The sequence below is a fragment of the Halomonas koreensis genome (assembly GCF_031451675.1).
Lineage (GTDB): Bacteria > Pseudomonadota > Gammaproteobacteria > Pseudomonadales > Halomonadaceae > Halomonas > Halomonas koreensis.
This window is the reverse complement of the sequence record NZ_JARWAK010000005.1, coordinates 41,474-65,997: the sequence shown is the minus strand read 5'-3', so window position 1 is coordinate 65,997 and position 24,524 is coordinate 41,474. Positions and strand designations below refer to the sequence as shown.

The 24,524-nt window shown below is 69.5% G+C and carries 20 protein-coding genes and 8 tRNA genes; 14 read left to right on the top strand and 14 right to left on the bottom strand.

What is annotated here, in order from left to right:
- Positions 1-62: 62 nt before the first annotated feature.
- From QC818_RS07575 to ccoN, 10 genes are all read right to left on the bottom strand, one after another.
- Positions 63-1,064 carry a radical SAM protein gene (locus tag QC818_RS07575; protein ID WP_309652235.1) on the bottom strand — a complete coding sequence of 334 codons (1,002 nt, stop codon included), beginning with the start codon at positions 1,062-1,064 and terminating at the stop codon, positions 63-65.
- Between the two features lie 88 nt (positions 1,065-1,152).
- Entirely contained in the window at positions 1,153-1,851 is a 699-nt protein-coding gene (locus QC818_RS07570; RefSeq protein WP_309652234.1) for a sulfite exporter TauE/SafE family protein, read from the bottom strand.
- Complete coding sequence (gene ccoS / locus QC818_RS07565; RefSeq protein ID WP_309652233.1) at positions 1,851-2,075, bottom strand: cbb3-type cytochrome oxidase assembly protein CcoS; 225 nt, start codon at positions 2,073-2,075, stop codon at positions 1,851-1,853. The genes QC818_RS07570 and ccoS overlap by 1 nt, the downstream gene beginning before the upstream one ends.
- Positions 2,072-4,534, bottom strand: coding sequence for a heavy metal translocating P-type ATPase (locus QC818_RS07560; protein WP_309652232.1), 2,463 nt, complete (start codon positions 4,532-4,534; stop codon positions 2,072-2,074). Before QC818_RS07560 ends, ccoS begins: the two co-directional genes overlap by 4 nt.
- A 6-nt stretch (positions 4,535-4,540) precedes the next feature.
- On the bottom strand, positions 4,541-5,053 hold the full coding sequence (locus QC818_RS07555; protein WP_309652231.1) for a FixH family protein: 513 nt from the start codon (positions 5,051-5,053) through the stop codon (positions 4,541-4,543).
- Positions 5,053-6,489 carry a cytochrome c oxidase accessory protein CcoG gene (ccoG, locus tag QC818_RS07550; protein ID WP_309652230.1) on the bottom strand — a complete coding sequence of 479 codons (1,437 nt, stop codon included), beginning with the start codon at positions 6,487-6,489 and terminating at the stop codon, positions 5,053-5,055. The genes QC818_RS07555 and ccoG overlap by 1 nt, the downstream gene beginning before the upstream one ends.
- 133 nt (positions 6,490-6,622) lie before the next feature.
- Positions 6,623-7,552, bottom strand: a complete 930-nt coding sequence (gene ccoP / locus QC818_RS07545) for a cytochrome-c oxidase, cbb3-type subunit III (protein WP_309652229.1) — start codon at positions 7,550-7,552, stop codon at positions 6,623-6,625.
- Entirely contained in the window at positions 7,549-7,761 is a 213-nt protein-coding gene (locus QC818_RS07540) for a cbb3-type cytochrome oxidase subunit 3 (RefSeq protein WP_309652228.1), read from the bottom strand. Before QC818_RS07540 ends, ccoP begins: the two co-directional genes overlap by 4 nt.
- 2 nt (positions 7,762-7,763) lie before the next feature.
- Entirely contained in the window at positions 7,764-8,372 is a 609-nt protein-coding gene (gene ccoO, locus QC818_RS07535; protein ID WP_309652227.1) for a cytochrome-c oxidase, cbb3-type subunit II, read from the bottom strand.
- 22 nt (positions 8,373-8,394) lie between these two features.
- A complete protein-coding gene (gene ccoN / locus QC818_RS07530) occupies positions 8,395-9,819 on the bottom strand; it encodes a cytochrome-c oxidase, cbb3-type subunit I (RefSeq protein ID WP_309652226.1) in 1,425 nt (474 codons plus the stop codon).
- Between the two features lie 163 nt (positions 9,820-9,982).
- On the opposite strand from ccoN, the gene QC818_RS07525 reads away from it, so the two are divergent.
- From QC818_RS07525 to QC818_RS07480, 10 genes are all read left to right on the top strand, one after another.
- Positions 9,983-10,729 carry an alpha/beta family hydrolase gene (locus tag QC818_RS07525; RefSeq protein WP_309652225.1) on the top strand — a complete coding sequence of 249 codons (747 nt, stop codon included), beginning with the start codon at positions 9,983-9,985 and terminating at the stop codon, positions 10,727-10,729.
- Positions 10,730-10,815: 86 nt separating this feature from the next.
- Positions 10,816-10,891, top strand: a tRNA-Val gene (locus tag QC818_RS07520).
- 40 nt (positions 10,892-10,931) lie between these two features.
- Positions 10,932-11,008: transfer RNA gene (locus QC818_RS07515), tRNA-Asp, on the top strand.
- 26 nt (positions 11,009-11,034) lie between these two features.
- A tRNA-Asp gene (locus QC818_RS07510) sits at positions 11,035-11,111 on the top strand.
- A 32-nt stretch (positions 11,112-11,143) separates the two neighbouring features.
- Positions 11,144-11,220 (top strand) — tRNA-Val (locus QC818_RS07505).
- A gap of 3 nt (positions 11,221-11,223) precedes the next feature.
- Positions 11,224-11,300, top strand: a tRNA-Asp gene (locus tag QC818_RS07500).
- A gap of 159 nt (positions 11,301-11,459) precedes the next feature.
- Entirely contained in the window at positions 11,460-13,472 is a 2,013-nt protein-coding gene (locus QC818_RS07495; RefSeq protein ID WP_309652224.1) for an NADPH-dependent 2,4-dienoyl-CoA reductase, read from the top strand.
- Positions 13,473-13,740: 268 nt separating this feature from the next.
- The gene (locus QC818_RS07490; RefSeq protein ID WP_309652223.1) at positions 13,741-15,663 is read left to right on the top strand and encodes a PrkA family serine protein kinase; all 1,923 of its coding nucleotides are present in this window, start codon (positions 13,741-13,743) and stop codon (positions 15,661-15,663) included.
- A gap of 104 nt (positions 15,664-15,767) precedes the next feature.
- On the top strand, positions 15,768-17,051 hold the full coding sequence (locus QC818_RS07485) for a YeaH/YhbH family protein (RefSeq protein ID WP_309652222.1): 1,284 nt from the start codon (positions 15,768-15,770) through the stop codon (positions 17,049-17,051).
- A 19-nt stretch (positions 17,052-17,070) separates the two neighbouring features.
- Entirely contained in the window at positions 17,071-18,627 is a 1,557-nt protein-coding gene (locus QC818_RS07480; RefSeq protein ID WP_309652221.1) for a SpoVR family protein, read from the top strand.
- A gap of 60 nt (positions 18,628-18,687) precedes the next feature.
- On the opposite strand, the gene QC818_RS07475 is transcribed toward QC818_RS07480, so the two are convergent.
- A complete protein-coding gene (locus QC818_RS07475; RefSeq protein WP_309652220.1) occupies positions 18,688-19,002 on the bottom strand; it encodes a high-potential iron-sulfur protein in 315 nt (104 codons plus the stop codon).
- A gap of 312 nt (positions 19,003-19,314) precedes the next feature.
- On the opposite strand from QC818_RS07475, the gene QC818_RS07470 reads away from it, so the two are divergent.
- Positions 19,315-19,590 (top strand): Lrp/AsnC family transcriptional regulator, encoded by a 276-nt coding sequence (locus QC818_RS07470; protein WP_309652219.1) that lies wholly within the window; start codon positions 19,315-19,317, stop codon positions 19,588-19,590.
- Positions 19,591-19,601: 11 nt separating this feature from the next.
- Positions 19,602-20,471, top strand: a complete 870-nt coding sequence (locus QC818_RS07465) for a DNA/RNA non-specific endonuclease (RefSeq protein WP_309652218.1) — start codon at positions 19,602-19,604, stop codon at positions 20,469-20,471.
- 99 nt (positions 20,472-20,570) lie between these two features.
- Here the strand turns inward: QC818_RS07465 and QC818_RS07460 are convergent.
- The 3 genes from QC818_RS07460 to QC818_RS07450 form a co-directional block, all read right to left on the bottom strand.
- A tRNA-Leu gene (locus tag QC818_RS07460) sits at positions 20,571-20,657 on the bottom strand.
- A 45-nt stretch (positions 20,658-20,702) separates the two neighbouring features.
- Positions 20,703-20,789 (bottom strand) — tRNA-Leu (locus QC818_RS07455).
- 50 nt (positions 20,790-20,839) lie between these two features.
- Positions 20,840-20,926 (bottom strand) — tRNA-Leu (locus QC818_RS07450).
- 232 nt (positions 20,927-21,158) lie between these two features.
- Between QC818_RS07450 and rnr the strand changes: the two genes are divergently transcribed.
- The gene (rnr, locus tag QC818_RS07445) at positions 21,159-23,546 is read left to right on the top strand and encodes a ribonuclease R (RefSeq protein ID WP_309652217.1); all 2,388 of its coding nucleotides are present in this window, start codon (positions 21,159-21,161) and stop codon (positions 23,544-23,546) included.
- Positions 23,547-23,568: 22 nt separating this feature from the next.
- Positions 23,569-24,375, top strand: coding sequence for a 23S rRNA (guanosine(2251)-2'-O)-methyltransferase RlmB (rlmB, locus tag QC818_RS07440; RefSeq protein WP_309652362.1), 807 nt, complete (start codon positions 23,569-23,571; stop codon positions 24,373-24,375).
- Positions 24,376-24,524: the final 149 nt, after the last annotated feature.

Below are 24,524 nucleotides of genomic sequence, written 5' to 3'. Positions count from 1 at the left end.
CTCCTTGATGTCGACTCTGGGCGACATTATGGAGGATGAACCGCGTCGAGGCATAGCATCCCTTAGGTGATACCCCCGTCGGCCCGGTGAGGGGGCGGGTCGACGGGGCGCGACCGCCACTGCCCCGAGGCGGTGGCCAGTCGGCCGGCGTCCAGGGCCGCCGCGTAGTCGGCCAGCGTGGTGGCGTTGCGCGCCTCGGCATCGGGGAGCCGGGAGTGGGCGCCCACGCCCAGGCCCAGGCGATCGCGCCGCGCCTCGCGGTCGGCCTGGGCGCGGGCGTCGTCGAGGGCCGGGCCGCGCCGGGCATAGTGCCCCGGCCGCCAGGCCGCGTAGCCGGCCTCCGCCAGCAGGCGCTCGGCCCTCGCCTCGAGGTCGTCCGCATCCGGCGCTCCGGCGACCGGCGGCGAGGCGCGATGCAGCAGGATCCGCGGTGGGGCCATGGCCGCCACCTGGCTCAGGGTGTCGGCGAGGCGTTCGCCGCTCTGGTGGGGCAGGCCCAGGGCCAGCTCCACGGCCAGCGAGCGGAAGCCCAGCCGGTCCGCCTCGTCGAGCAGCGGCTCGATCAGGGGCCGGGGGCAGGGGCGACCCACGGCGGCCTGCACCCGGGGCGTCAGGTCCAGCACCGTCAGGCGCAGGCGATTGAAGCCCAGCGCCTCCAGGTGGCGCAGGGTGAGGACATCGGCCTCCCGGGGGTCGAGCTCGATGGCGAAGTCCCGGCTCGGGCCGCTTTCCAGGGAGAAGCGGGCCGCCAGGCGGTCGATGAGGTCGCTCATCTGGTCCAGGCGCAGCAGCGACGGGGTGCCGCCGCCCCAGTGCAGGGCCTGGACCCGTCGCGCCGGATCCAGTGGCCGGCGCACCAGCACCATCTCGCGGTCGAGTCGTGTCAGGTAGGCCTCGGGGATGCCGGTGGCGTCGCCGGCGACCGGCCGGGCGCAGTGCCGGCAGGCCTGGCGGCAGAACGGCAGGGCCAGGCGAACCGAGAGGGGGCGGCCGACGGCGTTGCTGGCCGCCAGGGCGGTCTCGAAATCGTCGGCGCCGAAGCGGCGCGGGGCGCGAACGGGCATGATGAGGCTCCGGGTCGGAATGCCTTCATGCTAGTGCCCCGGCAGCCGGCGGGCGTTGCGCTGGATCAAGCGGGCCGCGGTTCGTGGCTCAGTGATGGCCCGCGGCGGGCAGCAGGGCCCACAGCTGCCACAGCGCGAAGCCGATGATCGCGGTGGCGGCCAGGGTGCGGGTGGCCGGATGGCGGATCAGGGCGCCGAGCTGGCGGGCGGCCAGGCCGGTGACCAGCAGCGCCGGCAGGGTGCCCAGGCCGAAGGCGCCCATCAGCGCCGCCCCCCGGGCCGGCTCGGCGATCGCCAGGCTCCAGGCCAGCATGGAATACACCAGCCCGCAGGGCAGCCAGCCCCACACCGCCCCCAGGGCCACCGCCTGGGGCACCTTCACCACCGGCATCAGCCGCCGGCCGAGCGGCTCCAGGTGGCGCCACAGGCGCCGGCCCAGGGCCTCGACCCGCAGCAGCCCCTTCCACCAGTCGGCGATGTAGAGCGCCATCAGGATCAGCATCACCGCGGCCAGGGCCTGCAAGGCCAGGCGCGCCCCCGGGGCGACGCCGATCAGGGTGCCCAGCCCGGCCACCAGGGCGCCGGCGGCCATGTAGCTGGCGATGCGGCCCAGGTTGTAGCCCAGCAGCAGGCCGGACAGCCGCGCCGGGTGGCGCATGCTGGGCGGCACCGCGAAGGTCAGGGCGCTCATGATGCCGCCGCACATGCCGATGCAGTGGGCGCCGCCCAGCAGGCCGAAGACGAAGGCCGCGGCCAGCGGCGGCAGGTCGAGTCCGGTGGGATCCATCAGCGCGTCCGGTGGTCCTCGTCGTCGGCCGGCGCGTCGGACTCGCCGCGACGCCGGGCGCGCTCCTCGGGGGGCAGGTCGTTGTCGTCCTCGTCGAAGAGGATGCGGTGGGCCGGCCCTTCCAGGTCCTCGAACTGATCGTGCTTGACCGCCCAGAAGAAGGCCCAGACGGCCAGGCCCAGCAGGATCAGCGACAGGGGAATCAGCAGATAGAGGATCTTCATGGGGTCTCGGCTCTCCCAGCGGGGACGGCGGCCTCGGGCGTCCAGCGCGCCAGGCGCAGGGCGTTGCCGACCACCACCAGTGAGCTGGCCGACATGCCCAGGGCGGCCAGCCAGGGCGGCACCCAGCCCATGGCGGCCAGCGGCAGGGCGGCCAGGTTGTAGATCAGCGCCCAGGCCAGGTTCTGGCGGATGATCCGCCGGGTGGCCCGGCCGATGTCGATGGCCTCGACGATACGCGCGAGGCGCGGGCCCAGCAAGACGGCGTCGGCCCGGGTGCGGGCCAGGTCGGTGGCGCCGTTCATGGCGATGGCCAGGTCGGCGCCGGCCAGCACCGGCACGTCGTTGATGCCGTCGCCGACCATGGCCACCCGGTCGCCGCCGGCCTGGGCGGCGCGCAGCCGGTCGAGCTTGTCCTCGGGGCTCGCCTTGGCGTGCCATGTCGCGATGCCCAGGCGCTCGGCGAGCGCGCGGGTGGCCGCTTCGGTGTCGCCGGACAGCAGCTCCACCGCCAGGCCCCGGGCCCGGAAGGCGGCGATGGCCTCGGCGGCGTCGTCGCGCAGCCGATCGCGCAGGGCGAACCAGGCCCGCGGCGTGCCGGCCTCGGCCAGCAGCAGCCAGTGGCCGTCGTCGGGCGGGGCCGGGCGGGCCTCGGGGGCGGCGAACTCGGGCGTGCCGAGCCGCCAGGCCCGGCCGTCGAGGCGGCCCTCCAGGCCCCGGCCGGGGCGGCTGACCACGTCCTCGGCGTTCAGCCCGACCCGCCGGTAGGGCCGGAAGGCCCGGGCGATGGGATGCTCGGAGTGGGCCTCCAGGGCGGCGGCCACCGCCGCCAGGCGGGCCTCGTCGCCGCCGTCCAGGGGCCGCACCCGGGCCAGGCTGATCTCGCCGGCGGTGAGGGTGCCGGTCTTGTCGAGGATCACCCGGTCGAGGCCGGCCAGGGTCTCCAGGGCATCGGCCCGGGTCAGCAGCACGCCGCGGCGGTGCAGCTGGCCATGGCCGGCGGTCACCGCGGTGGGGGTGGCCAGCGCCAGGGCGCAGGGGCAGGTGACCACCAGCACCGAGAGGGTCACCCAGAAGGCCCGGGCGGGGTCGATGAACCACCAGGCCAGCGCCACCGCGGCGGCGATCAGCAGTACCTGGAGCACGAAGTGGTGCGCCAGGCGGGCGGTGACCCGGGCGATGCGCGGGCGGCTGGCGAAGGCGCGGTCGGTGAGGTCCACCAGGCTGGCCGCCCGGGCGTCGCGGCCGGCCCGGGTGACACGCACCGTGAGCGGGCTCTCGATGTTCTGGCTGCCGCCGGTGACGGCCTCGCCGACGCCGCGGGTCACCGGCAGGGTCTCGCCGGTGAGCATCGACTCGTCGAGGCTGGACGCGCCGCTCTCGATGACTCCGTCGGCGGGCACGCCGTGGCCGGGGCGCACCAGCACCCGGTCGCCGGCGGCGAGCTCGCTGGACGGCAGGATGCGCTCCGCGCCGTCCTCGGCGAGGCGGATGGCCGAGAGGGGCAGGGCGTCGGCCAGGGCGTTGCCGGCGCGCCCGCTGCGACGCCGGGCGCGCATCTCCACATAGCGCCCGAATAGCAGGAAGAAGGTGAACATCGCCGCCGAGTCGAAGTAGACGTCGCCGTGGCCGGCGATCACCGCCCAGGCGCTGGCCAGGTAGGCCGAGCCGATGGCCAGCGACACCGGGACGTCCATGCCCAGCTGGCGGGTTTGCAGGTCGCGCCAGGCGCCGGCGAAGAACGGCTGGGCCGAGAACAGCACCACCGGGGTGGTCAGGGCGAAGGCCAGCCAGTGGAAGAGGGCGTCGAAGTCGGCGCCCAGGCCATCCTCGCCGGCCACGTAGAGGGGGATGGAGAACATCATCACCTGCATCATCCCCACCGCGGCGACGATCAGCCGTCGCACGTTCATGCGCTCCTCGCGGCGCAGGCGGTGCTGGGCGGCGTCGGGCTCGTAGGGCTGGGCCTGGTAGCCGATGGCGGCCATCTCGGCGAGGATCCGCGAGAAGGCCAGCCGGGCGGGATCCCAGCTGACCCGCACCCGGTGATGGGTGAGGTTGACGGCGCTGGCGGTGACCCCCGCCAGGGCGTTGAGGCGGTGCTCGATCAGCCAGGCGCAGGCCGCGCAGGTGATGCCCTCCACCGCCAGGGTGGCGTGGACGCCGCCGTCCGGCTCGGGGTGGACGAAGCGTGCCTGCAGGCCCGGGTCGTCGAACACCGCCCAGGTCTCGGCGCGGGCCGCCTGGCGGTCGTCCGGGCGCTCCGGGAGCTCGGTGCGGAAGCGGTAGTAGCTGGCCAGCCCGCCGTCGACGATGGCGTGGGCCACCGCCTCGCAGCCCGGGCAGCACAGTGGGTGGACGGCGTCGTCCAGGGTGATCGTCCAGGGGGCGTCCTCGGGCACCCGGCTGCCGCAGTGATAGCAGCCGGGGGCCGAGTCGGCCGCGAGCGTGGTGGTGGTCATGGGGCGTCAGATCCCGGGGACCAGGGCGATCTCGTCCTCGGTGGGGAAGCGGGCCTCGCCGGTCAGCCGCCAGTCGGCCTGCTGGCCCTCGGCGGGCTGCAGATGCAGGTACCAGCGATAGCGCAGTGGCTCCTCGAGCATGGTCACGTAGCGCCCGGCGCGCACGTGCTCGAGCTCGAGGGTGCGGTCCCGGGCGCTCTCGGTGGGGAAGATCAGCTTGAGCACCAGGCGCTCCGGGTGCTGCTCGCCGGCCAGGTCGACGACCAGGTCGCCGGTGGCCGGGTCGGCGCGCAGGGTCGCCGCCAGGCCCAGCGCCTGGGCCTGCTCCTGCTTGGCGATCTGCTCGTTGATGGCCAGGCCTTCCTTGTAGTAGTCCTGGGCCACGGTGCCGTCGTAGTAGTGCAGCGAGAAGGCCAAGTAGACCAGGCTGAAGGTCACCGAGGACCCCAGCAGGCCGATCAGGAACCAGGGCCAGAACTGCTTGTACCAGGGCGGGATGGACTCGTGTTCCGCCGTCATCAGCGGGTCTCTCCTATGAAGCGGCTGTCGCGCTCGAGGCGGATGTCGGGATCGTCGACCGCCTCCAGGCGCAGCAGGATCTCGTGGCTGGGCAACTCGATGGACGCGGGGGGCACGGTGGCCTCGATCACCAGCTGGCGGGACTCGCCGGCGGGGACGCTGACCCTCTCGGTGTCCAGCGCCAGACCCGGCAGGCCGGAGCCCTCGAGGCGGTAGGTGTGATCCTGCTTGTCGAGGTTGCGCACGATCAGGGTGTAGACGTTACTGATCTCGCCGTCCCGCGTCATCTGGAACAGCTGGTTGCGGTCGCGCTCCACCTCGAAGCCTACCGCGGCGCGGTCGCCCACCGCCCACACGAACAGGCCGATCATCACCAGCAGCGCCGCCAGGTAGCCGAGCAGGCGCGGGCGCAGGATATGGGTCGGCTTGCCCTCCAGGGCGTTCTCGGTGGTGTAGCGGATCAGGCCGCGGGGATAGCCCATCTTGTCCATGACGCTGTCGCAGGCGTCGATGCAGGCCGCGCAGGTGATGCACTCGTACTGCAGGCCGTCGCGGATGTCGATGCCGGTGGGGCAGACCTGGACGCAGAGGTCGCAGTCGATGCAGTCGCCGTGGCCGGCGGCGCGGGCCTCCTCGTGGCTCAGGCGCTTCTTGCGCGGCCCGCGGGGCTCGCCGCGGTCGGCGTCGTAGGAGACGATAAGGGTGTCGCGATCGAACATCACCGACTGGAAGCGGGCATAGGGGCACATGTAGATGCACACCTGCTCGCGCAGCCAGCCGGCGTTGAGGTAGGTGAACAGGGTGAAGAAGCCCACCCAGAAGTAGGACCAGCCGTGGGCCTCCAGGGTGGGCAGCTCCACCACCAGCTCGCGGATCGGCGTGAAGTAGCCGACGAAGGTCAGGCCGGTGGCGGCGGCGATGGCCAGCCAGATGAGGTGCTTGGCGGCCTTGCGCCGGGCCTTGTCGGCGTCCAGGCCGCGCTTGTCGAGCTTGATGCGCCGGTTGCGCGGGCCCTCGGTGCGGTGCTCGACCCAGATGAACAGGAAGGTCCAGACGCTCTGCGGGCAGGTGTAGCCGCACCACACGCGGCCGGCGAACACCGTGATGAAGAACAGCCCGAAGGCGCAGATGATCAGCAGCCAGGAGAGCAGCATGAACTCCTGGGGATAGAAGGTCGCCCCGAAGATATGGAACTCGCGGCCGGGCAGGTCGAACCACACCGCCGGGCGGTCGCCCCAGGGAATCCAGGGGATCAGGAAGAAGGCCAGCATCAGGGCCCAGTTGGCGCTGCGCCGCAGGCGCTGGAAGACGCCCTTGATCTCGCGAACATAGATGTGGCGCCGGCTGGCGTACATCTCCTGGGTGACGGTCGCCTCCGGCGCGTGATGTTGCACGGGATCCGGGGTGACGTCGCGGGTCGGGATCTTCTCGCTCATGGCAGGCTCACGGCAGGCAAGGAGAGGGCAGGGTGGGCCCCTGTCTGATGCGTCGATTGTAGCGAGCGGGGGCCGCAACGAGAAAGGGTGCGACCCCGGGCCACACCCTTCCTCGACCCCGGGATGGGGCGGGTCAGTCCTGACGGCTCAGACTGTACACATAGGCGGCGACCAGGTGGACCTTGTCCTCGCCGATGTAGGCGGCCTGGGCCGGCATGTGGCCGTTGCGGCCGTTGCGCAGGGTCTGGGTGATGGCCTCGTCCAGCGGCTGGCCGGGCCGGCGGTAGAGCCAGGCGTCGTCGGTCAGGTTGGGCGCGCCCAGGGCCTGGTTGCCGGTGCCGTCGGGCATGTGGCAGGCCGCGCAGACGGAGGCGTAGACCGCGGCGCCTTCCTCGGCCCGCTCGGCGTCGGTGGCCTGGCCGGACAGCGACATGACGTGCTGGGTCAGGTTGGCGATGTTCTCCTCGCCGAGCTGCTGCCAGGAGGGCATCAGGCCGTTACGCCCGTTGGTCAGGGTCTGGACGATGTTCTCCGGCGCGCCGCCGTAGAGCCAGGCGTCGTCGGTCAGGTTGGGGAAGCCGTAGCCGCCCTGGGCGTTGGAGCCGTGGCAGATGGCGCAGTTGTTGAGGAAGATGCGCTCGGCGACCTGCATGGCCTCGCCGTCCTGGGCCAGCTCGGGAATCGGCACCTCCTCGTACTGGGCGAAGATCGGCGCGTACTGCTCCTCGGCGCGGGCCACCTCCTTCTCCCACTGGCCCTCCTGGGTCCAGCCCAGCAGGCCGGCGAAGTTGCCCAGGCCCGGGTAGAGCACCAGATAGCCCAGGGAGAAGATCACGGTCCCCACGTAGAGCTGGAACCACCAGCGCGGCAGCGGGTTGTCGTACTCCTCGATCTCGTCGGCGGCGTGCCCGGTGGTCTCGACATTGCCCTCCGCGTCCGGCGCCTTGTCGGTCTTGCGGTTGGCGAACAGCAGCCAGGCACTGATGGCGATGGTGCCCAGCGTGATGACGATGATCCAGGCGCTCCAGAAGCCGGAAAGGGAGTCACCCCAGAGATTATTCATGCGTTCCTGTCTCCCTTGTTCTGTCGGGAATCGGCCTCGTCGGAGGCGCTCGTGTCACGGTTCGGTCGCTCATCCTCGTCGGCGAAGGGCAGGTTCGCCGCCTCGTCGAAGTCCGGCTTGCGGCGCTTCGAGTAGGCCCACCAGACGAGCCCCAGGAAGGCGACGATCAGCAGGCCGGTGATGATGCCGCGGACGGTCCCGATATCCATGGTCAGCGCGTGTCCTTGAGCACGGTGCCGAGTTGTTGCAGGTAGGCCACCAGGGCCGTGATCTCACGCTCGCCGCGCACCTCGTCGCGCGCATTGGCGATCTGCTCGTCGGTGTAGGGCACGCCCAGGCTGCGCATGGTGCGCATCTTGTCGGCGATGTGCTCGCCGTCCAGGGTGTTCTCGAACAGCCAGGGATAGGCCGGCATCACCGACTCGGGCACCACGTCGCGGGGGTTGTAGAGGTGGGCGCGGTGCCAGTCGTCGCTGTAGCGACCGCCGACCCGGGCCAGGTCGGGCCCGGTGCGCTTGGAGCCCCACAGGAAGTTGTGCTCGTACACCGACTCGCCGGCCACGCTGTAGTGGCCGTAGCGCTCGGTCTCGGCGCGGAAGGGACGGACCATCTGCGAGTGGCAGCCGACGCAGCCCTCGCGCCGGTAGACGTCGCGGCCGGCCAGTTCCAGGGCGGAGAGCGGCTCGAGGCCTTCCACCGGCTCGGTCGTCTTCTTCTGGAAGAACAGCGGCACCACCTCGGCGAGGCCGCCGAAACTGATCACCACCAGGATCAGCACGGCGAGCAGGCCGACGTTCTTTTCGACTATCTCGTGTCTCATTGGTGTTTCGTTCCCTGTTGGCTCAGGCGGACTGCGGAATCGGCTGCCGGACGCTTTCCTGGCGGCGCACGGTCATGAAGACGTTGAAGGCCATGATCAGCATGCCGACCACCCAGCACAGGCCGCCGATCATCCGCACGATGTAGCCCGGCCCGCTGGCCTCGACGGACTCGACGAAGGTGTACATCAGGGTGCCGTCGGGGTTCACGGCGCGCCACATCAGGCCCTGCAGGATGCCGTTGACCCACATGGCGGCGATATACAGCACGGTGCCGATGGTCGCCAGCCAGAAGTGCACGGCGATCAGGCCGTTGGAGTACATCTCGGTACGGCCGAACAGGCGCGGGATCAGGTGGTACATGGAGCCGATGGTGATCATCGCCACCCAGCCCAGGGCGCCGGCGTGGACGTGGCCGATGGTCCAGTCGGTGTAGTGGGACAGGGCGTTGACGGTCTTCACCGCCATCATCGGCCCCTCGAAGGTGGACATGCCGTAGAAGGACAGCGCCACCACCAGGAAACGCAGGGTGGGGTCGGTGCGCAGCTTATGCCAGGCCCCGGAAAGGGTCATCATGCCGTTGATCATGCCGCCCCAGCTCGGCGCCAGCAGGATGATCGACATGATCATGCCCAGCGACTGGGCCCAGTTGGGCAGGGCGGTGTAGTGCAGGTGGTGCGGGCCGGCCCACATGTAGACCATGATCAGCGCCCAGAAGTGGACGATGGACAGGCGATAGGAATAGACCGGGCGCTCGGCCTGCTTGGGCACGAAGTAGTACATCATGCCCAGGAAGCCGGCGGTCAGGAAGAAGCCCACCGCGTTGTGGCCGTACCACCACTGGGTCATGGCGTCGATGGCGCCGGAGTAGATGGAAATCGAGTACATCGCCGACACCGGCAGGGCGGCGTTGTTGACGATATGCAGCACCGCCACGGTGAGGATGAAGGCGGCGAAGAACCAGTTGGCCACGTAGATGTGGGAGGTCTTGCGCTGCTTGATGGTGCCCAGGAAGACGATGGCATAGCTGATCCACACCACCGCGATCAGGATGTTGATCGGCCACTCGAGCTCGGCATACTCCTTGGTGGTGGTGTAGCCCATGGGCAGGGTCACCACCGCCGACAGGATCACCGCCTGCCAGCCCCAGAAGGTGAAGGCGGCCAGCTTGTCGGAGATCAGGCGCGTCTGGCAGGTTCGCTGCACCACGTAGTACGAGGTGGCGAACAGCGCCGAGCCGCCGAAGGCGAAGATGACGGCGTTGGTGTGCAGGGGGCGCAGGCGGCCGAAGCTCGTCCACGGCAGTCCCAGGTTCAGTTCCGGCCATACCAGCTGGGCGGCGATGGTGACACCGAGGGCCATGCCCACGATGCCCCACACCACCGTCATGATCGCGAACTGCCGAACTACCTTGTAGTTGTAGGTCGGGTGTTCCAATGCTGTGCTCATGTCAGGTTCCCATCGAACGCGGTTTGGGGGTGGCCCGCGGCATTCTGCCCCGAAACGACCTCCCACAGGATGATGCAGGTCAAAAACCTCCCCGGATTCTAGCGCAGCGATGGGACAACCTGAACTGGCGATCCCCCCGATGTTGAACCAAGGAATGAATCCGTTGTCCGATAATGGTTACCACTTCGCTTCACCCATCCCCCTTCCCGATCTGGGCCGCTACCTCGGCGAAGGCCGCCCGGGCACCTGGCAGGTCGAGGGCCTCGGCCCGCTCGACCTCCAGGGCGACGGCAGCGCGGGACGCCTGCTGCTGACCCATGGTGCCGGGGCTGGCCAGGATTCTCCCTTCCTGCTCGCCCTGCGCCGGGCGCTGGCGAGGGCCGGCGTCCAGACCCTGGCCGTGGAGTTCGACTACCTGCGGCGGATGCGCGAGGCGGGGCGCCGTCGCCCCCCTCCGAAGGTCGCGGGGCTGGTCGAGGAACTCGCCGTCTGGTGCGACAGCGTGTCGCAGGTCTCGCCCACCCCCCTGTGGCTGGGCGGCAAGTCCATGGGCGGCCGGGTCGCCAGCCTGCTGGCGGCCCGCGACGGCGCCCCCGGCCTGGTGCTCTGCGGCTACCCCTTCCATCCGCCCCGCAAGCCCGATTCGCTGCGCCTCGACCATTGGCCGCGGCTGGCCTGCCCGACCCTGGTGGTGCAGGGGACCCGCGATCCCTTCGGCACCCGCGACGAGGTGGCCGGCTATGCCCTGCCGGGATGCGCCGAGCTGCACTGGCTGGAGGATGGCGATCACGACTGGAAGCCGAGGCGCGCCTCGGGGCGCGACCAGGCGGGGCTGATCGCCGAGGGCGCGCGGCGCATCGCCGAGGCCATGGCCGCTCACGGTGCCGGCCAGGCGCGGCCAAGTGGATGAATGCCCTGGCCTTCCGCGATCGCCGAGATGAAAAAACGCGTTGACAATGGCACCGACCCCTGTAGAATGCAGCGCCACGTGACCGGGGGTGGTTAGCTCAGCCGGGAGAGCACCAGCCTTACAAGCTGGGGGTCACAGGTTCGATCCCTGTACCACCCACCAGTGCCTCGCACTGGCCCGATCACGTCGCAGAAGCGGAAGCGGACCGGTAGTTCAGTTGGTTAGAATGCCGGCCTGTCACGCCGGAGGTCGCGGGTTCGAGTCCCGTCCGGTCCGCCAGCGCTTTCTGCACCGCATCATCTTGCGGACCGGTAGTTCAGTTGGTTAGAATGCCGGCCTGTCACGCCGGAGGTCGCGGGTTCGAGTCCCGTCCGGTCCGCCACGATGACGCACACAATCTATGCAGTAACGCGTGGGCGATTAGCTCAGTTGGTTAGAGCACCAGCCTCACATGCTGGGGGTCACTGGTTCGAGTCCAGTATCGCCCACCACGCGGACCGGTAGTTCAGTTGGTTAGAATGCCGGCCTGTCACGCCGGAGGTCGCGGGTTCGAGTCCCGTCCGGTCCGCCATCTGCACCGAATTCCAAAAGCCCCGAGGTTCCGCCTCGGGGCTTTTTCGTGTTGCCCGACGCGACGCCCTGGAGGATGCTGGACGCGGCCCTTTGCGGATCCGGAACAACTATCATACAGTTGTTTGAATTCTGGGCATCCGACCTCGAGGAGTCTGCCGTGACCGCCTATCCCCACCTGTTTCGCCCCCTGACGCTCGGCCCCCTGACCCTGCCCAACCGGGTCCTGATGGGCTCGATGCACACCAACCTGGAGGAAGCCCCCGACGGCTTCGCCCGCCTGGCCGCCTTCTATGCCGAACGGGTCCGCGCCGGCGTCGCGCTGATCGTCGGCGGCGGCATCGCCCCCAACGCGGAGGGGGCGGTCTTCGAGGGCGCCTCGACCCTGGAGCGTCCCGAACAGGTGGCCGACCACCGGCGGGTCACCGGGGCGGTGCACGAGGCGGGCGGGCACATCTGCCTGCAGATCCTGCATGCCGGCCGCTATGCCTACACCGCCGCCCCGGTGGCGCCCTCGGCGATCCAGGCGCCGATCAACCCCCGCGCGCCCCGGGCGCTGGAGGAGGCGGAGATCGAGCGGACCCTCGACGACTACGTGCGCTGCGCGAGCCTGGCCCGGGAGGCCGGCTACGACGGCGTCGAGGTGATGGGCTCGGAGGGCTACCTGATCAACCAGTTCGTCTGCCGGCGCACCAACCATCGCCGGGACGCCTGGGGCGGCAGCTTCGAGGGACGCATCCGCTTCCCGGTGGAGGCCGTGCGGCGCATCCGCGAGGCCCTGGGGCCGGACTTCCTGATCATCTTCCGGCTGTCGATGATCGACCTGGTGGAGGAGGGCAGCACCTTCGAGGAGGTGGTGGCCCTGGGGCGTGCCATCGAGGCCGCCGGCGCCGACGTCATCAACACCGGGATCGGCTGGCATGAGGCCCGGGTGCCGACCATCGTCACCAGCGTGCCGCGGGCGGCCTTCGCCGAGGTCACCCGGCGCATGAAGGCCGAGCTCGAGGTGCCGCTGATCGCCACCAACCGCATCAACATGCCGGAGGTGGCCGAGCGCCTGCTCGCCGAGGGCGTCGCCGACATGGTCTCCATGGCCCGCCCCTTCCTGGCCGACCCGGCCTGGGTGGCCAAGGCCCGGGAGGATCGCGCCGCGGAGATCAATACCTGCATCGCCTGCAACCAGGCCTGCCTGGATCACACCTTCCAGGGCAAGCTCACCTCCTGCCTGGTCAATCCCCGGGCCTGCCACGAGACCGAGCTGGTCGTCGCCCCGGCGGCCGAGACGAGGCGCATCGCCGTGGTGGGCGGCGGCCCGGCCGGGCTCGCCGCGGCGGTGACCGCCGCCCAGCGCGGCCATGCGGTGACGCTGTTCGAGCGCCAGGCGGAGCTCGGCGGCCAGTTCAACCATGCCCGTCGCATACCCGGCAAGGAGGAGTTCGACGAGACCCTGCGCTACTACCGGGTGATGCTGGACAAGCACGGCGTCACCGTGTACCTCGGCGCCGAGCCGGAGCTGCACGCCCTGCGGGCCTTCGACGAGGTGATCCTGGCCACCGGGGTGCGTCCGCGCAGGCTCGACCTGCCGGGCATCGACCACCCCAAGGTGCTGTCCTATCCGTTCGCGATCCGCCACCCCGAGCGGGTCGGGCCGCGGGTGGCGATCATCGGCGCCGGCGGCATCGGCTTCGATGTCGCCGAGCTGCTCACCCATGCCGATCATCCGGCCCGGGACGTCGAGGCCTGGTGCCGGGAGTGGGGGGTGGACCTGGGCGTGGCCTCGCCCGGCGGGCTGCGCGACGCCGAGCGCCCGCGGATCCCCCGGCGCGTCTTCCTGCTGCAGCGCAAGCGCAGCAAGCCGGGCCGCGGGCTCGGCACCACCACCGGCTGGGTGCACCGGGCCTCGCTGCGCCATCGCGGCGTCGAGACCCTGGCCGGCTGCGAGTACGTGGGCATCGACGACGCGGGCCTGCATATCCGCGTCGACGGCGAGCCGCGCCTGCTCGAGGTCGATTCCGTGGTGATCTGCGCCGGCCAGGAGGCCGAGCGAGACTGGCTGGCGCCGCTGCGCGAGGCCGGCGTCTCGGTGCACGTCGTCGGCGGGGCCTTCGAGCCCGCCGAGCTCGACGCCAAGCGGGCCATCGAGCAGGGCACCCGCCTGGCCGCCTCCCTCTAGCTACCGGGGCCGGCCGCCCCCGCCGCCTCGGCCGGCCCGCGCCTTCCCGCTGCCCGGCCGGGTCCGCCCCGCCCGGGGGCGGAAGATGACAAGATGCACAGTTCGCAACGAAACGCTTGCCGGCTTCGAGGTTCATAGGAAGTAGTGGCGTACTGCGTTGAAAGGCACCGGGCCGTCTCGTCCGGTCGCGCTGACTACGCTGAAGCTACCGACCCGGCCGCCGCGAGTGGGTCGTGCGGCCGGAGCCCCGGGCTTTAAGGAGGCATCGATGAGCATCTTCGATCATGTGCAGAACCGATTCGAACGCATCCAGCAGGAGGAAATGAGCCTGCAGGAGTATCTGGAACTCTGCCGTGAGGATCCTTCGGTCTATGCCAGCGCGGCCGAGCGCATGCTGGAAGCCATCGGCGAGCCCGAGGTGATCGACACGGCGAAGGACCCGCGCCTGTCGCGGATCTTCTCCAACAAGGTGATCCGGCGCTATCCGGCCTTCGCCGAGTTCTACGGTATGGAGGAGGCCATCGAGCAGATCGTCGCCTACTTCCGCCATGCCGCCCAGGGCCTCGAGGAGAAGAAGCAGATCCTCTACCTGCTGGGGCCGGTGGGGGGCGGCAAGTCGTCCCTGGCCGAGCAGCTCAAGCTGCTGATGGAGCATATTCCCTTCTATGCCATCAAGGGCTCGCCGGTGCAGGAATCGCCGCTGGGGCTCTTCTCGCCGGAGCATGACGGCGAGTTGCTGGAGAAGGAGTACGGCATTCCCCGGCGCTGCCTGAAGAGCGTGATGTCGCCCTGGGCCGCCAAGCGGCTCAAGGAGTACGGCGGCGACATCAGCCAGTTCCGGGTGGTGCGGCTCTACCCGTCGCGGCTCAACCAGATCGCCATCGCCAAGACCGAGCCCGGCGACGAGAACAACCAGGACATCTCCTCGCTGGTCGGCAAGGTGGACATCCGCCAGCTGGAGCTCTATTCCCAGGACGACCCCGACGCCTACAGCTTCTCCGGCGGCCTGTGCCGGGCCAACCAGGGGCTGATGGAATTCGTCGAGATGTTCAAGGCGCCGATCAAGGTGCTGCACCCGCTGCTGACCGCGACCCAGGAGGGCAATTACAACCCCACCGAGGGCATGGGAGCGATCCCCTACGACGGCGTGATCCTCGCCCACTCCAACGAGAGCGAGTGGCAGACCTTCCGCAACAACCGCAACAACGAGGCCTTCCTCGACCGGGTCTACATCGTCAAGGTGCCCTACTGCCTGCGGGTGACCGAGGAGATCAACATCTACAAGAAGCTCCTCGAGCATTCCACCCTGGCCGAGGCGCCCTGCGCCCCGGACACCCTGCGCATGCTGGCGCAGTTCTCGGTGCTCTCGCGGCTCAAGGAGCCCGAGAACTCGAGCGTCTACTCCAAGATGCGGGTCTATGACGGCGAGAACCTCAAGGACACCGATCCCAAGGCCAAGTCGATCCAGGAGTACCGCGACGCCGCCGGGGTCGACGAGGGCATGGACGGGCTCTCCACGCGCTTCGCCTTCAAGATCCTGGCCAAGGTGTTCAACTTCGACAACCACGAGGTGGCGGCCAACCCGGTGCACCTGCTCTACGTCCTCGAGCAGCGCCTGGAGCAGGAGCAGCTGCCCAAGGAGACCTTCGAGCGCTACCTGCGCTTCATCAAGGAATTCCTGGCGCCGCGCTACGTCGACTTCATCGGCAAGGAGATCCAGACCGCCTACCTGGAGTCCTACTCCGAGTATGGCCAGAACATCTTCGATCGCTACGTCACCTATGCCGACTTCTGGATCCAGGACCAGGAGTACCGGGATCCGGAGACCGGCGAGCTGTTCGACCGCCAGTCCCTCAACGAGGAGCTGGAGAAGATCGAGAAGCCGGCCGGCATCTCCAACCCCAAGGACTTCCGCCACGAGGTGGTCAACTTCGTGCTGCGGGCCCGGGCCCAGAACAACGGCATGAACCCCAGCTGGCAGTCCTACGAGAAGCTGCGCGGGGTGATCGAGCACAAGATGTTCGCCAACACCGAGGAGCTGCTGCCGGTGATCTCGTTCAACGCCAAGGCCTCCACCGCGGACCAGAAGAAGCACGAGGACTTCGTGGCCCGCATGGTCGATCGCGGCTACACCGAGAAGCAGGTGCGCCTGCTGTCCGAGTGGTACCTGAGGGTGCGCAAGTCGCAGTAGCCTGATGGCCACGGGCCACGGGCCAAGGGCCAAGGGCCACGAGCGGGGGAGGGCGGTCGATATCGTCCCCGCCCCGCGGCGACCAGCGCCAGGAGGAGGTCAGCATGACCTATTTCATCGACCGTCGTGCCAATGCCAAGCACAAGAGTGCGGTCAACCGCCAGCGCTTCCTCGATCGCTATCGCACCCACATCAAGCGCTCCGTCGAGGAGGCGGTCAATCGCCGCTCCATCACCGACATGGAGCGCGGCGAGAAGGTGTCGATCCCGACCCGGGACATCTCCGAGCCGGTCTTCCAGCACGGCCCCGGCGGCAAGCGCGCCATCATCGCCCCGGGCAACAAGGAGTTCGTCGAGGGCGACCGGCTGCGCCGCCCGGGCGGCGGCGGAAGCGGCGGCGCCGGCGAGGGGGGCGCCTCCAACCAGGGCGAGGGCATGGACGAGTTCGCCTTCACCCTGTCCCGGGAGGAGTTCCTGGACTTCGTCTTCGACGGCCTCGAGCTGCCCCACCTGGAGCGCAAGAGCCTGGTGGATCTCGACGAGGTGCGGCCGGTGCGCGCCGGCTTCACCCGCGAGGGCGTGCCGGCGCGCATCAACATCGTGCGTTCGATGCGCGAGGCCCATGCCCGGCGCATCGCCATGCGCGGCCCCATCCGCCGTGCCCTGCGCGAGGCCCGCGAGGCGCTGGAGGTCGAGGAGCGCAAGGATCCGGTGCTGCGCAACCCGGCGCGCATCGCCGAGCTCAAGGCCGAGATCGCGCGCCTGGAGAAGCGCCTGGAGGCGATTCCCTTCATCGACACCTATGACCTGCGCTACAACAACCTGATGAATCAGCCCCAGCCGTCCAGCAAGGCGGTGATGTTCTGCGTCATGGACGTCTCGGGCTCGATGACCCAGGCCCACAAGGACATCGCCAAGCGCTTCTTCCTGCTGCTCTACCTCTTCCTGGAGCGCAACTACGAGAAGGTCGAGCTGGTCTTCGTGCGTCACCATACCGCCGCCAAGGAGGTCGACGAGGAGGAGTTCTTCTATTCCCGGGAGACCGGCGGGACCATCGTCTCCAGCGCCCTGACCCTGGTCGACGAGATCATCCGCGACCGCTACCCCCCGACCCAGTGGAACCTCTACGTGGCTCAGGCCTCCGACGGCGACAACTGGGACGACGACTCCCTGACCTGCCGCGACCTGCTGGCCAAGTCGCTGATGCCGCGGCTGCAGTACTTCACCTACGTGGAGATCACGCCCCACGCCCACCAGGCGCTGTGGGAGGAGTACGAGCGGGTGGAGGCCGAGTATCCGGATCGCTTCGCCATGCGGCAGATCGTCGAGGCCGGCGACATCTACCCGGTGTTCCGCGACCTGTTCCGTCGCCGCCACGCCCAGTCGTGAGCGTGGCCAAGGAGGCAGCATGACCGACCGCAAGCCCATCGCCAGCGGCTCCGACTGGAACTTCGAGATCCTCGAGGACTTCGAGACCGAGATCGCCCGGCTCGCCGACGAGTATCGCCTGGACACCTACCCCAACCAGATCGAGATCATCACCACCGAGCAGATGATGGACGCCTACGCCAGCGTGGGCATGCCGGTGGGCTATCACCACTGGTCGTTCGGCAAGCAGTTCCTGGCCGTGGAGCAGGCCTACCGGCGCGGCCAGATGGGCCTGGCCTACGAGCTGGTAATCAATTCCGACCCCTGCATCGCCTACCTGATGGAGGAGAACACCCTGATGATGCAGGTGCTGGTGATGGCCCACGCCTGCTACGGCCACAACTCCTTCTTCAAGGGCAACTACCTGTTCCGCACCTGGACCGACGCCGGCTCCATCGTCGACTACCTGCTGTTCGCCCGGCGCTATATCGCCGAATGTGAGGAGCGCCACGGCGTCACCGCGGTGGAGCAGCTGCTCGACGCCTGTCATGCCCTGCAGAACTACGGCGTCGACCGCTACAAGCGTCCCTCGCCGATCTCCGCCGAGGAGGAGGCGCGGCGCCAGAAGGAGCGCGAGGCCTACCTCCAGGCCCAGGTGAACACCCTGTGGCGGACGATTCCCGGGCGTTCGCCGGCGGAGGGGCTGGACGGCGAGGTCGACGACGAGGAGGATCCCCTGGGCCTGCATGCCGGCGGCCGCTATCCCCCCGAGCCCCAGGAGAACCTGCTGTACTTCATCGAGAAGAACGCGCCGCTGCTGGCGCCCTGGCAGCGCGAGGTGGTGCGCATCGTGCGCAAGCTCGCCCAGTACTTCTATCCCCAGCGCCAGACCCAGGTAATGAACGAGGGCTGGGCGACCTTCTGGCACTATACCCTGATGAACCGGCTGTTCGACGAGGGCCTGGTGGACGAGGGGCTGATGCTGGAATTCCTGCAGTCGCACACCGCCGTGGTCCAGCAGCCGCCCTTCGACAGCCCTCACTTCAACGGCCTCAACCCCTATGCCCTCGGGTTCGCCATGTACACCGACCTGCGGCGCATCTGCGAGCACCCCACCGAGGAGGATCGCCGCTGGTTCCCGGACACCGCCGGCAGCGACTGGCTGGAGACGCTGCATTTCGCCATGCGCAACTTCAAGGACGAGTCCTTCATCCAGCAGTACCTGTCGCCGAAGGTGATCCGCGACCTCAAGCTGTTCATGGTGCTCGACGACGACCAGGACGAGATGCTCGAGGTCACCGCCATCCACGACGATCGCGGGTACCAGCGCATCCGCGAGGGCCTGGCCATCCAGTACGCCCTGTCGGTGCGCGAGCCGAACATCCAGATCTGGTCGGCGGACATCCGGGGTGACCGCTCCCTGACCCTGCGCCACGTCCAGGACAGCCGCCGCCCGCTGGCGCGCAGCGTCTATCCGGTGATGCGCCACCTGCACCAGCTGTGGGGCTTCCCGGTGAGGCTCGAGTCCATGGACGGCGACGAGGTGGTGCGTCGCTACCACTGGCCGCTGCCGGAGGACGAGGAGGGCGACGACTGAGGGGCGGAAACGACGCGACCCGCGCCGGGTGGCGCGGGTCGCGTGTCGCCGGAGGGGCGATCAGGCCTGGGCGGTCCAGGACTGGCACCATCCCTCGGGGCTGACGCTGTTCTGCGGGAACAGCTGGCAGCCCTGGGAGTCCGCCTGGTAGAACATGCAGTTGGCGCAGTTCTCGCCTTCCGCGTAGGCGGGGTGATCGCTGGCCTCGCTGGCGTTCACCACATAGTTCAGGGCCTTGGCCTGGTCGCTGCTGGGATCCAGGGGCGGCAGCTCCTGGGCCAGGGCGGTCCGGGACAGGATGCCGGCCCCCAGGGGCAGGGCGGCGAGGCCCAGCAGGCTGTGGCGCACGAAGTCACGACGGCTGTGATTGGCCATGGTCTCTCCTTGTCATCATCACGGGTCTTGTCACGGTGGCCGGCGATCCGGCCCGTCCTTCTCGTTTTTTGCCTTCGGCGGATCTGGCGCCCGCCTGGACGTCCGACAGGGCGAAGCCCGCGGAGTTCGTCCCCATCATGGTAGTCAGCCGGCGGCGGGCTGACGAACCCCGACGCCGGCCATGCGGCAATCCGCCGCGCTCCGTAGCGCTGCCGCGGGAGGCTGCTGATCGCGCGGCGACGCTGCTATACTCGCCGCAGTGGCGGCGGAGGATCCCGCCGCGGTGAGCCGATTTCAGAGGGAGCATGCCCGATGCAGAATGCCGTCATCCTGATCAACACCGAGAAGGGGCAGGTCAAGGCCGTGGCCGAGCGGCTGGCCGAGGTCGAGGGCATCAGCGAGGTGTTTTCCACCTGCGGGCGCTACGACCTGGTGGCCATCGCCCGGACCCGTGACTTCGAGAGCCTGGCCGAGCTGGTGACCGGCCGCCTCAACGACGTCGAGGGCATTCGCGAGACCGAGACCCTCAATGCCATGCAGGTGCACTCCCGTCACGACCTCGAGACCATGTTCTCGCTGGGCTGGTAAGCCGCCGCGACGTGCCGCGCCGCCGTTCCCGTGTCGCCCGCCGATGGCGCCCCCGCCTGCGCCGGCTGGGCATCGCCGCGCTCTTCGCCGCCGTGGGCAGCGGCCTGTGGTATGCCGAGGAGCGCGAGGTCCGCGAGCGGCTCAGCTGGATGGGCGTGCCCACCTGGGAGCGCCCGACGCCGCTGAGCCTGCACCGGGTCCTGCGCAACGACGGCTACCTGGTGGGCTGGTCGGACCTGCGGGTCGGTTCGCTGTGGGCCAGCTACCAGCTGCGGGCCGACCGGCGCTTCCCGGTCGGCGACCGACCCGGGTTCCGGCGCGACTGGCGGACCCTGTGGCCGCTGACCCCGAACGCCTACCGGCGCAGCGGCTACGATCGCGGCCATCTGGCGCCCAACTATGCCATCGCCGCCGCGCACGGGCCGGCCGCCCAGCGCGACACCTTCCTGATGAGCAACATGATGCCCCAGCGCCCGGACCTGAACCGGCGGCTCTGGCAGCGGCTGGAGGAGGTCGTGGTCGACCACTTCCTGCCCCGCTTCGGCCGCCTGCAGGTGATCGCAGGCCCGGTGTTCGCCGACGACGTCGCCGCCGGGGTCCTGCATCGGGTCGGCCTGGTGGAGGTGCCCGTGGCCTTCTACAAGATCCTGGTGGTGCCGGGGCGGCATCCCCGGGCGCTGGCCTTCCTGATGCCCCAGGACGTCGACGGCGGCGAGCCGCTGGACCGCTTCCTGGTCAGCGTCGACCGCATCGAGGCCATGACCGGGCTGGACTTCCTGCCGAACCTGTCGGAAGAGGCGGCGGCGGCCCTGGAAGGGCGGGTGGTCACCGAGGGGTGGGGTCTGGCGGCCGTGGCCGACCTGCCGGGTCGCTTCGAGTGAGGCGTCGGGGCCGTGACGCGCGCACGCAAGAAAACCGCAACGTGTGCGGCCGATGATCGAGCGATAACGATAGGGGGGTCAACTCTGCATAACGCGAAATGGTGCCCAGGAGAGGACTTGAACCTCCACGTCCGTAAGGACACTAGCACCTGAAGCTAGCGCGTCTACCAATTCCGCCACCTGGGCGCGTCATGCATATCGTCGTGTTCCGGGCCATCGCAAGGGCGATGATGGTGCCCAGGAGAGGACTTGAACCTCCACGTCCGTAAGGACACTAGCACCTGAAGCTAGCGCGTCTACCAATTCCGCCACCTGGGCGAAACACGAGCGATTTCGAGCTGATAAAGAGCGGCGATACCGAAGTATCTTGGTGCCCAGGAGAGGACTTGAACCTCCACGTCCGTAAGGACACTAGCACCTGAAGCTAGCGCGTCTACCAATTCCGCCACCTGGGCAAGTGGCGCGTATATTACCGCATCTGGCCGGGATTGCAACCCCCGATTCGCCTCGCGGACGAGATCGCGCCATCGTCGCGGCCCTCGGAGCGGCGACCATGGTTGGGTGCGCCCTTCGGCGACGCTATACTGCCGCCATGACCATAGATCCCTATCGCATCACCGCATGCCCGCGGCGCCCGCGCGCCACCTCCCTCATGCCGTCCCCGACCCTGCCAAGGATGCTCTCCGCATGACTCACTGGACGCTCAGCGACGACCCGCACGCCAGCCGCGAGGCCCACAAGTACGACAAGCCCGCCCCCAGCCGCGACTATCTGCTGGCTCGCCTGGAGGAGCACGGCAAGCCCATCACCCACGAGGCCATGAGCCGGATGCTGGGCCTGGAGGACGAGGATCTCCAGGAGGCGGTGCGCCGCCGGCTGTCCGCCATGGAGCGCGACGGCCAGGTGCTGCGCAACCGCCGCGGCGCCTATGCGCTGATCGACAAGCTCGACCTGATCAAGGGGCGGGTGCTCGGCCACCGCGACGGTTTCGGCTTCCTGCTCCGCGACGACGGCAAGAAGCCCGACCTTGTGCTGCCGCCGCGGCAGATGCGCCGGGTCTTCCACAATGACCACGTCCTGGTGCGCGTCAGCGGCCGGGACCGCCGCGGCCGGGACGAGGCGACCATCGTCGAGGTGCTGGCGCGCAACACCCAGACCATGGTCGGCGTCTATCGCGAGAACACCCCCGACTTCGGCGTGCTGATCCCCGAGAATCCGCGCATCGCCCAGGAAATCATCATCCCCCACAAGGCCAACGGCGGGGCCCGGGATGGCCAGGTGGTGTCGGTGACCATCGTCAAGCAGCCCGAGACCCGGGTGCAGCCGGTGGGCGAGGTCGCCGAGGTGCTCGGCGAGCGCATGGATCCCGGCATGGAGATCGACATCGCCCTGCGCAGCTACGAGATCCCCGCCGAGTTCCCCCCCGAGGTGCAGGATCAGATCGCCGGCATGGACGCCGAGGTGGCCGAGGACGACAAGGCGCACCGCGTCGACCTGCGCGACCTGCCGCTGGTGACCATCGACGACGAGACCGCCAAGGACTTCGACGACGCCGTCTGCGCCTGGAAGACCAAGTCCGGCAGCTGGAAGCTGGTGGTGGCCATCGCCGACGTCTCCCATTACGTGCGCCCGGGCAGCCCCCTGGACCAGGAGGCGATCAGCCGTGGCAACTCGGTGTACTTCCCGGGGCAGGTGGTGCCCATGCTGCCGGAGCTGCTGTCCAACGGCCTGTGCTCGCTGAACCCCGACGTCGACCGCCTGGCCATGGTCTGTGAGATGAACATCTCCAAGACCGGGGCGATCAGCCGCTATCGCTTCTACGAGGCGGTGTTCCGCTCCCATGCCCGGCTGACCTACAACAAGGTCGCCGCCATCCTCGATGACGACGGCGAGCAGGGCGAGGCGCTGCGCGAGGAATACCGCGAGCTGGTGCCCTCGCTGAAGAACCTGCACGCGCTCTACACGCTGCTGCGCGAGGCTCGCGAGGCTCGCGGCGCCATCGACTTCGAGACCACCGAGACGGCCATCGTCTTCAACGACGAGCGCAAGATCGAGAAGATCGTCCCGCGCTCGCGCAACGATGCCCACAAGATCATCGAGGAGTGCATGCTGGCGGCCAACGTGGCCACCGCCCGCTTCCTCGACAAGCACGACCTGCCGGCGCTCTACCGCATCCACGAGCGCCCCTCGCCGGAGCGCCTCGACAAGTTGCGGCTGTTCCTCAACGAGCTGGGGATGTCGCTGCCCGGCGGCGACGAGCCGACGCCCCAGGACTACCGCGACCTGGCCGAATCGATCAAGGGCCGCGACGACGCCGACATCATCCAGACGGTGATGCTGCGCTCGATGAGCCAGGCCGTGTACTCGCCCCAGAACGAGGGGCACTTCGGCCTGGCCTACCCGGCCTACGCCCACTTCACCTCGCCGATCCGCCGCTACCCGGACCTGCTGGTCCATCGCGCCATCCGCTCGGTGATCCGCGGGCCGCGCCAGACCGCGACCGTGCTGCGCGCCGAGGGCGCGCCGGTGGAGCCGCCCAGCAAGTGGTGCCCCTACACCTTCGAGCAGATGCTGGAGCTCGGCGAGCACTGCTCGATGACCGAGCGCCGCGCCGACGACGCCACCCGCGACGTTGAGAGCTGGCTGAAGTGCGAGTTCATGTCCGACAAGCTCGGCGAGGTCTTCGAGGGCACCATCGCCTCGGTGACCCAGTTCGGCATCTTCGTGCGTCTCGACGAGGTCTATGTCGAGGGCCTGGTGCACGTCACCTCGCTGCCCTCCGACTACTACCACTACGAGCCGGAGAAGCACCGCCTCAAGGGCGAGCGCAGCGGCATGAGCTACCGGCTCGGCGACGGCGTGGCCGTGCAGGTGGCGCGCGTCGACCTGGACGACCGCAAGATCGACTTCGAGCTGGCCGACGACAAGCCGCGTCCGCGGCGCGCCCCGCGCAAGCGGCGCGGCGGTCAGGCGCCGGCGAAGGGCGGCCAGCAGGGCGACGCCCAGGGGGCGTCCGCGGACGAGGGCGACAAGGGCGGTCGCAAGCGCCGCCGCCGCGGCCCGCGCCGGCGCTGAGGGGCGAGGTCCACGCATGTCGATGAAGAAGAAGCCCAGATCGGCGCCGCGTCGCGGCCCCCGGGCCCCGAACGGCCTCGAGGCCGTGCACGGCGTGCATGCCGTGCGCGCGCTGCTCGCGCGGGGCGAGGCGCCCCGCGAACTCTGGTTGCAGGAGGGCGAGGCCGCCGGCCGCCTGGCCGAGCTGGTCGAACAGGCCCGGGCGCGGGGCGCCCGGGTGACGACGCACCCCCGCGACGACCTGGATCGCCTCGCCCAGGGGGCCGCCCACCAGGGGGTAATCGCCTTCTGCCCGCCGCTGGCCTTCGAGGCCGAGGCCGCCCTCTGGCACCGCCTCCAGGGCTGGACGGCTCCCGAGGCGCCGCTGCTGCTGGTGCTCGACGGCATCACCGACGTCCACAACTTCGGCGCCTGCCTGCGCAGCGCCGATGCCGCCGGCGTGCATGGGGTGGTGGTGCCCAAGGACAAGTCGGCGCCGCTCAATGCCACGGTGCGCAAGGTCGCCTGCGGGGCCGCCGAGGCGGTGCCCGTCTACCAGGTCACCAACCTGGCCCGGGCGCTCGACAAGCTCAAGGCGCTCGGCGTCTGGATCACCGGCACCGCCGGCGAGGCCGAGGCGAGCCTGTTCGAGGTCGACCTCCGCGGCGCCACCGCCCTGGTGATGGGCGCCGAGGGCAAGGGCATGCGGCGGCTCACCCGCGAGGCCTGCGACCAGCTGGTCAAGCTGCCCATGGTCGGCAGCGTGTCCAGCCTCAATGTCTCGGTGGCCACCGGCATCGGGCTGTTCGAGGCCGTCCGACAGCGGTCTAGCGCGCCGGAGGCGCGATAGACCGCTAGCCGTAAGCCTGAAGCTGGAAGTTCCCGGCTTCGCCGGGAGCTGGAAGATCGTCCGCTTCGCGGCCGTAAGCGGGAAGCTTGAAGAGCCGGGCTTCGCCCGGAGCTGTAAGCCGTAAAATGCTGGTCTCCGGAGAGGTTGGG

Bases quoted from the DNA above. Each gene is read 5' to 3' on its own strand.
- QC818_RS07575 (WP_309652235.1), bottom strand. From the start codon at position 1,064: ATGCCCGTTCGCGCCCCGCGCCGCTTCGGCGCCGACGATTTCGAGACC.
- QC818_RS07570 (WP_309652234.1), bottom strand. From the start codon at position 1,851: ATGGATCCCACCGGACTCGACCTGCCGCCGCTGGCCGCGGCCTTCGTC.
- ccoS (WP_309652233.1), bottom strand. From the start codon at position 2,075: ATGAAGATCCTCTATCTGCTGATTCCCCTGTCGCTGATCCTGCTGGGC.
- QC818_RS07560 (WP_309652232.1), bottom strand. From the start codon at position 4,534: ATGACCACCACCACGCTCGCGGCCGACTCGGCCCCCGGCTGCTATCAC.
- QC818_RS07555 (WP_309652231.1), bottom strand. From the start codon at position 5,053: ATGACGGCGGAACACGAGTCCATCCCGCCCTGGTACAAGCAGTTCTGG.
- ccoG (WP_309652230.1), bottom strand. From the start codon at position 6,489: ATGAGCGAGAAGATCCCGACCCGCGACGTCACCCCGGATCCCGTGCAA.
- ccoP (WP_309652229.1), bottom strand. From the start codon at position 7,552: ATGAATAATCTCTGGGGTGACTCCCTTTCCGGCTTCTGGAGCGCCTGG.
- QC818_RS07540 (WP_309652228.1), bottom strand. From the start codon at position 7,761: ATGGATATCGGGACCGTCCGCGGCATCATCACCGGCCTGCTGATCGTC.
- ccoO (WP_309652227.1), bottom strand. From the start codon at position 8,372: ATGAGACACGAGATAGTCGAAAAGAACGTCGGCCTGCTCGCCGTGCTG.
- ccoN (WP_309652226.1), bottom strand. From the start codon at position 9,819: ATGAGCACAGCATTGGAACACCCGACCTACAACTACAAGGTAGTTCGG.
- QC818_RS07490 (WP_309652223.1), top strand. From the start codon at position 13,741: ATGAGCATCTTCGATCATGTGCAGAACCGATTCGAACGCATCCAGCAG.
- QC818_RS07485 (WP_309652222.1), top strand. From the start codon at position 15,768: ATGACCTATTTCATCGACCGTCGTGCCAATGCCAAGCACAAGAGTGCG.
- QC818_RS07480 (WP_309652221.1), top strand. From the start codon at position 17,071: ATGACCGACCGCAAGCCCATCGCCAGCGGCTCCGACTGGAACTTCGAG.
- QC818_RS07475 (WP_309652220.1), bottom strand. From the start codon at position 19,002: ATGGCCAATCACAGCCGTCGTGACTTCGTGCGCCACAGCCTGCTGGGC.
- QC818_RS07470 (WP_309652219.1), top strand. From the start codon at position 19,315: ATGCAGAATGCCGTCATCCTGATCAACACCGAGAAGGGGCAGGTCAAG.
- rnr (WP_309652217.1), top strand. From the start codon at position 21,159: ATGACTCACTGGACGCTCAGCGACGACCCGCACGCCAGCCGCGAGGCC.
- rlmB (WP_309652362.1), top strand. From the start codon at position 23,569: ATGAAGAAGAAGCCCAGATCGGCGCCGCGTCGCGGCCCCCGGGCCCCG.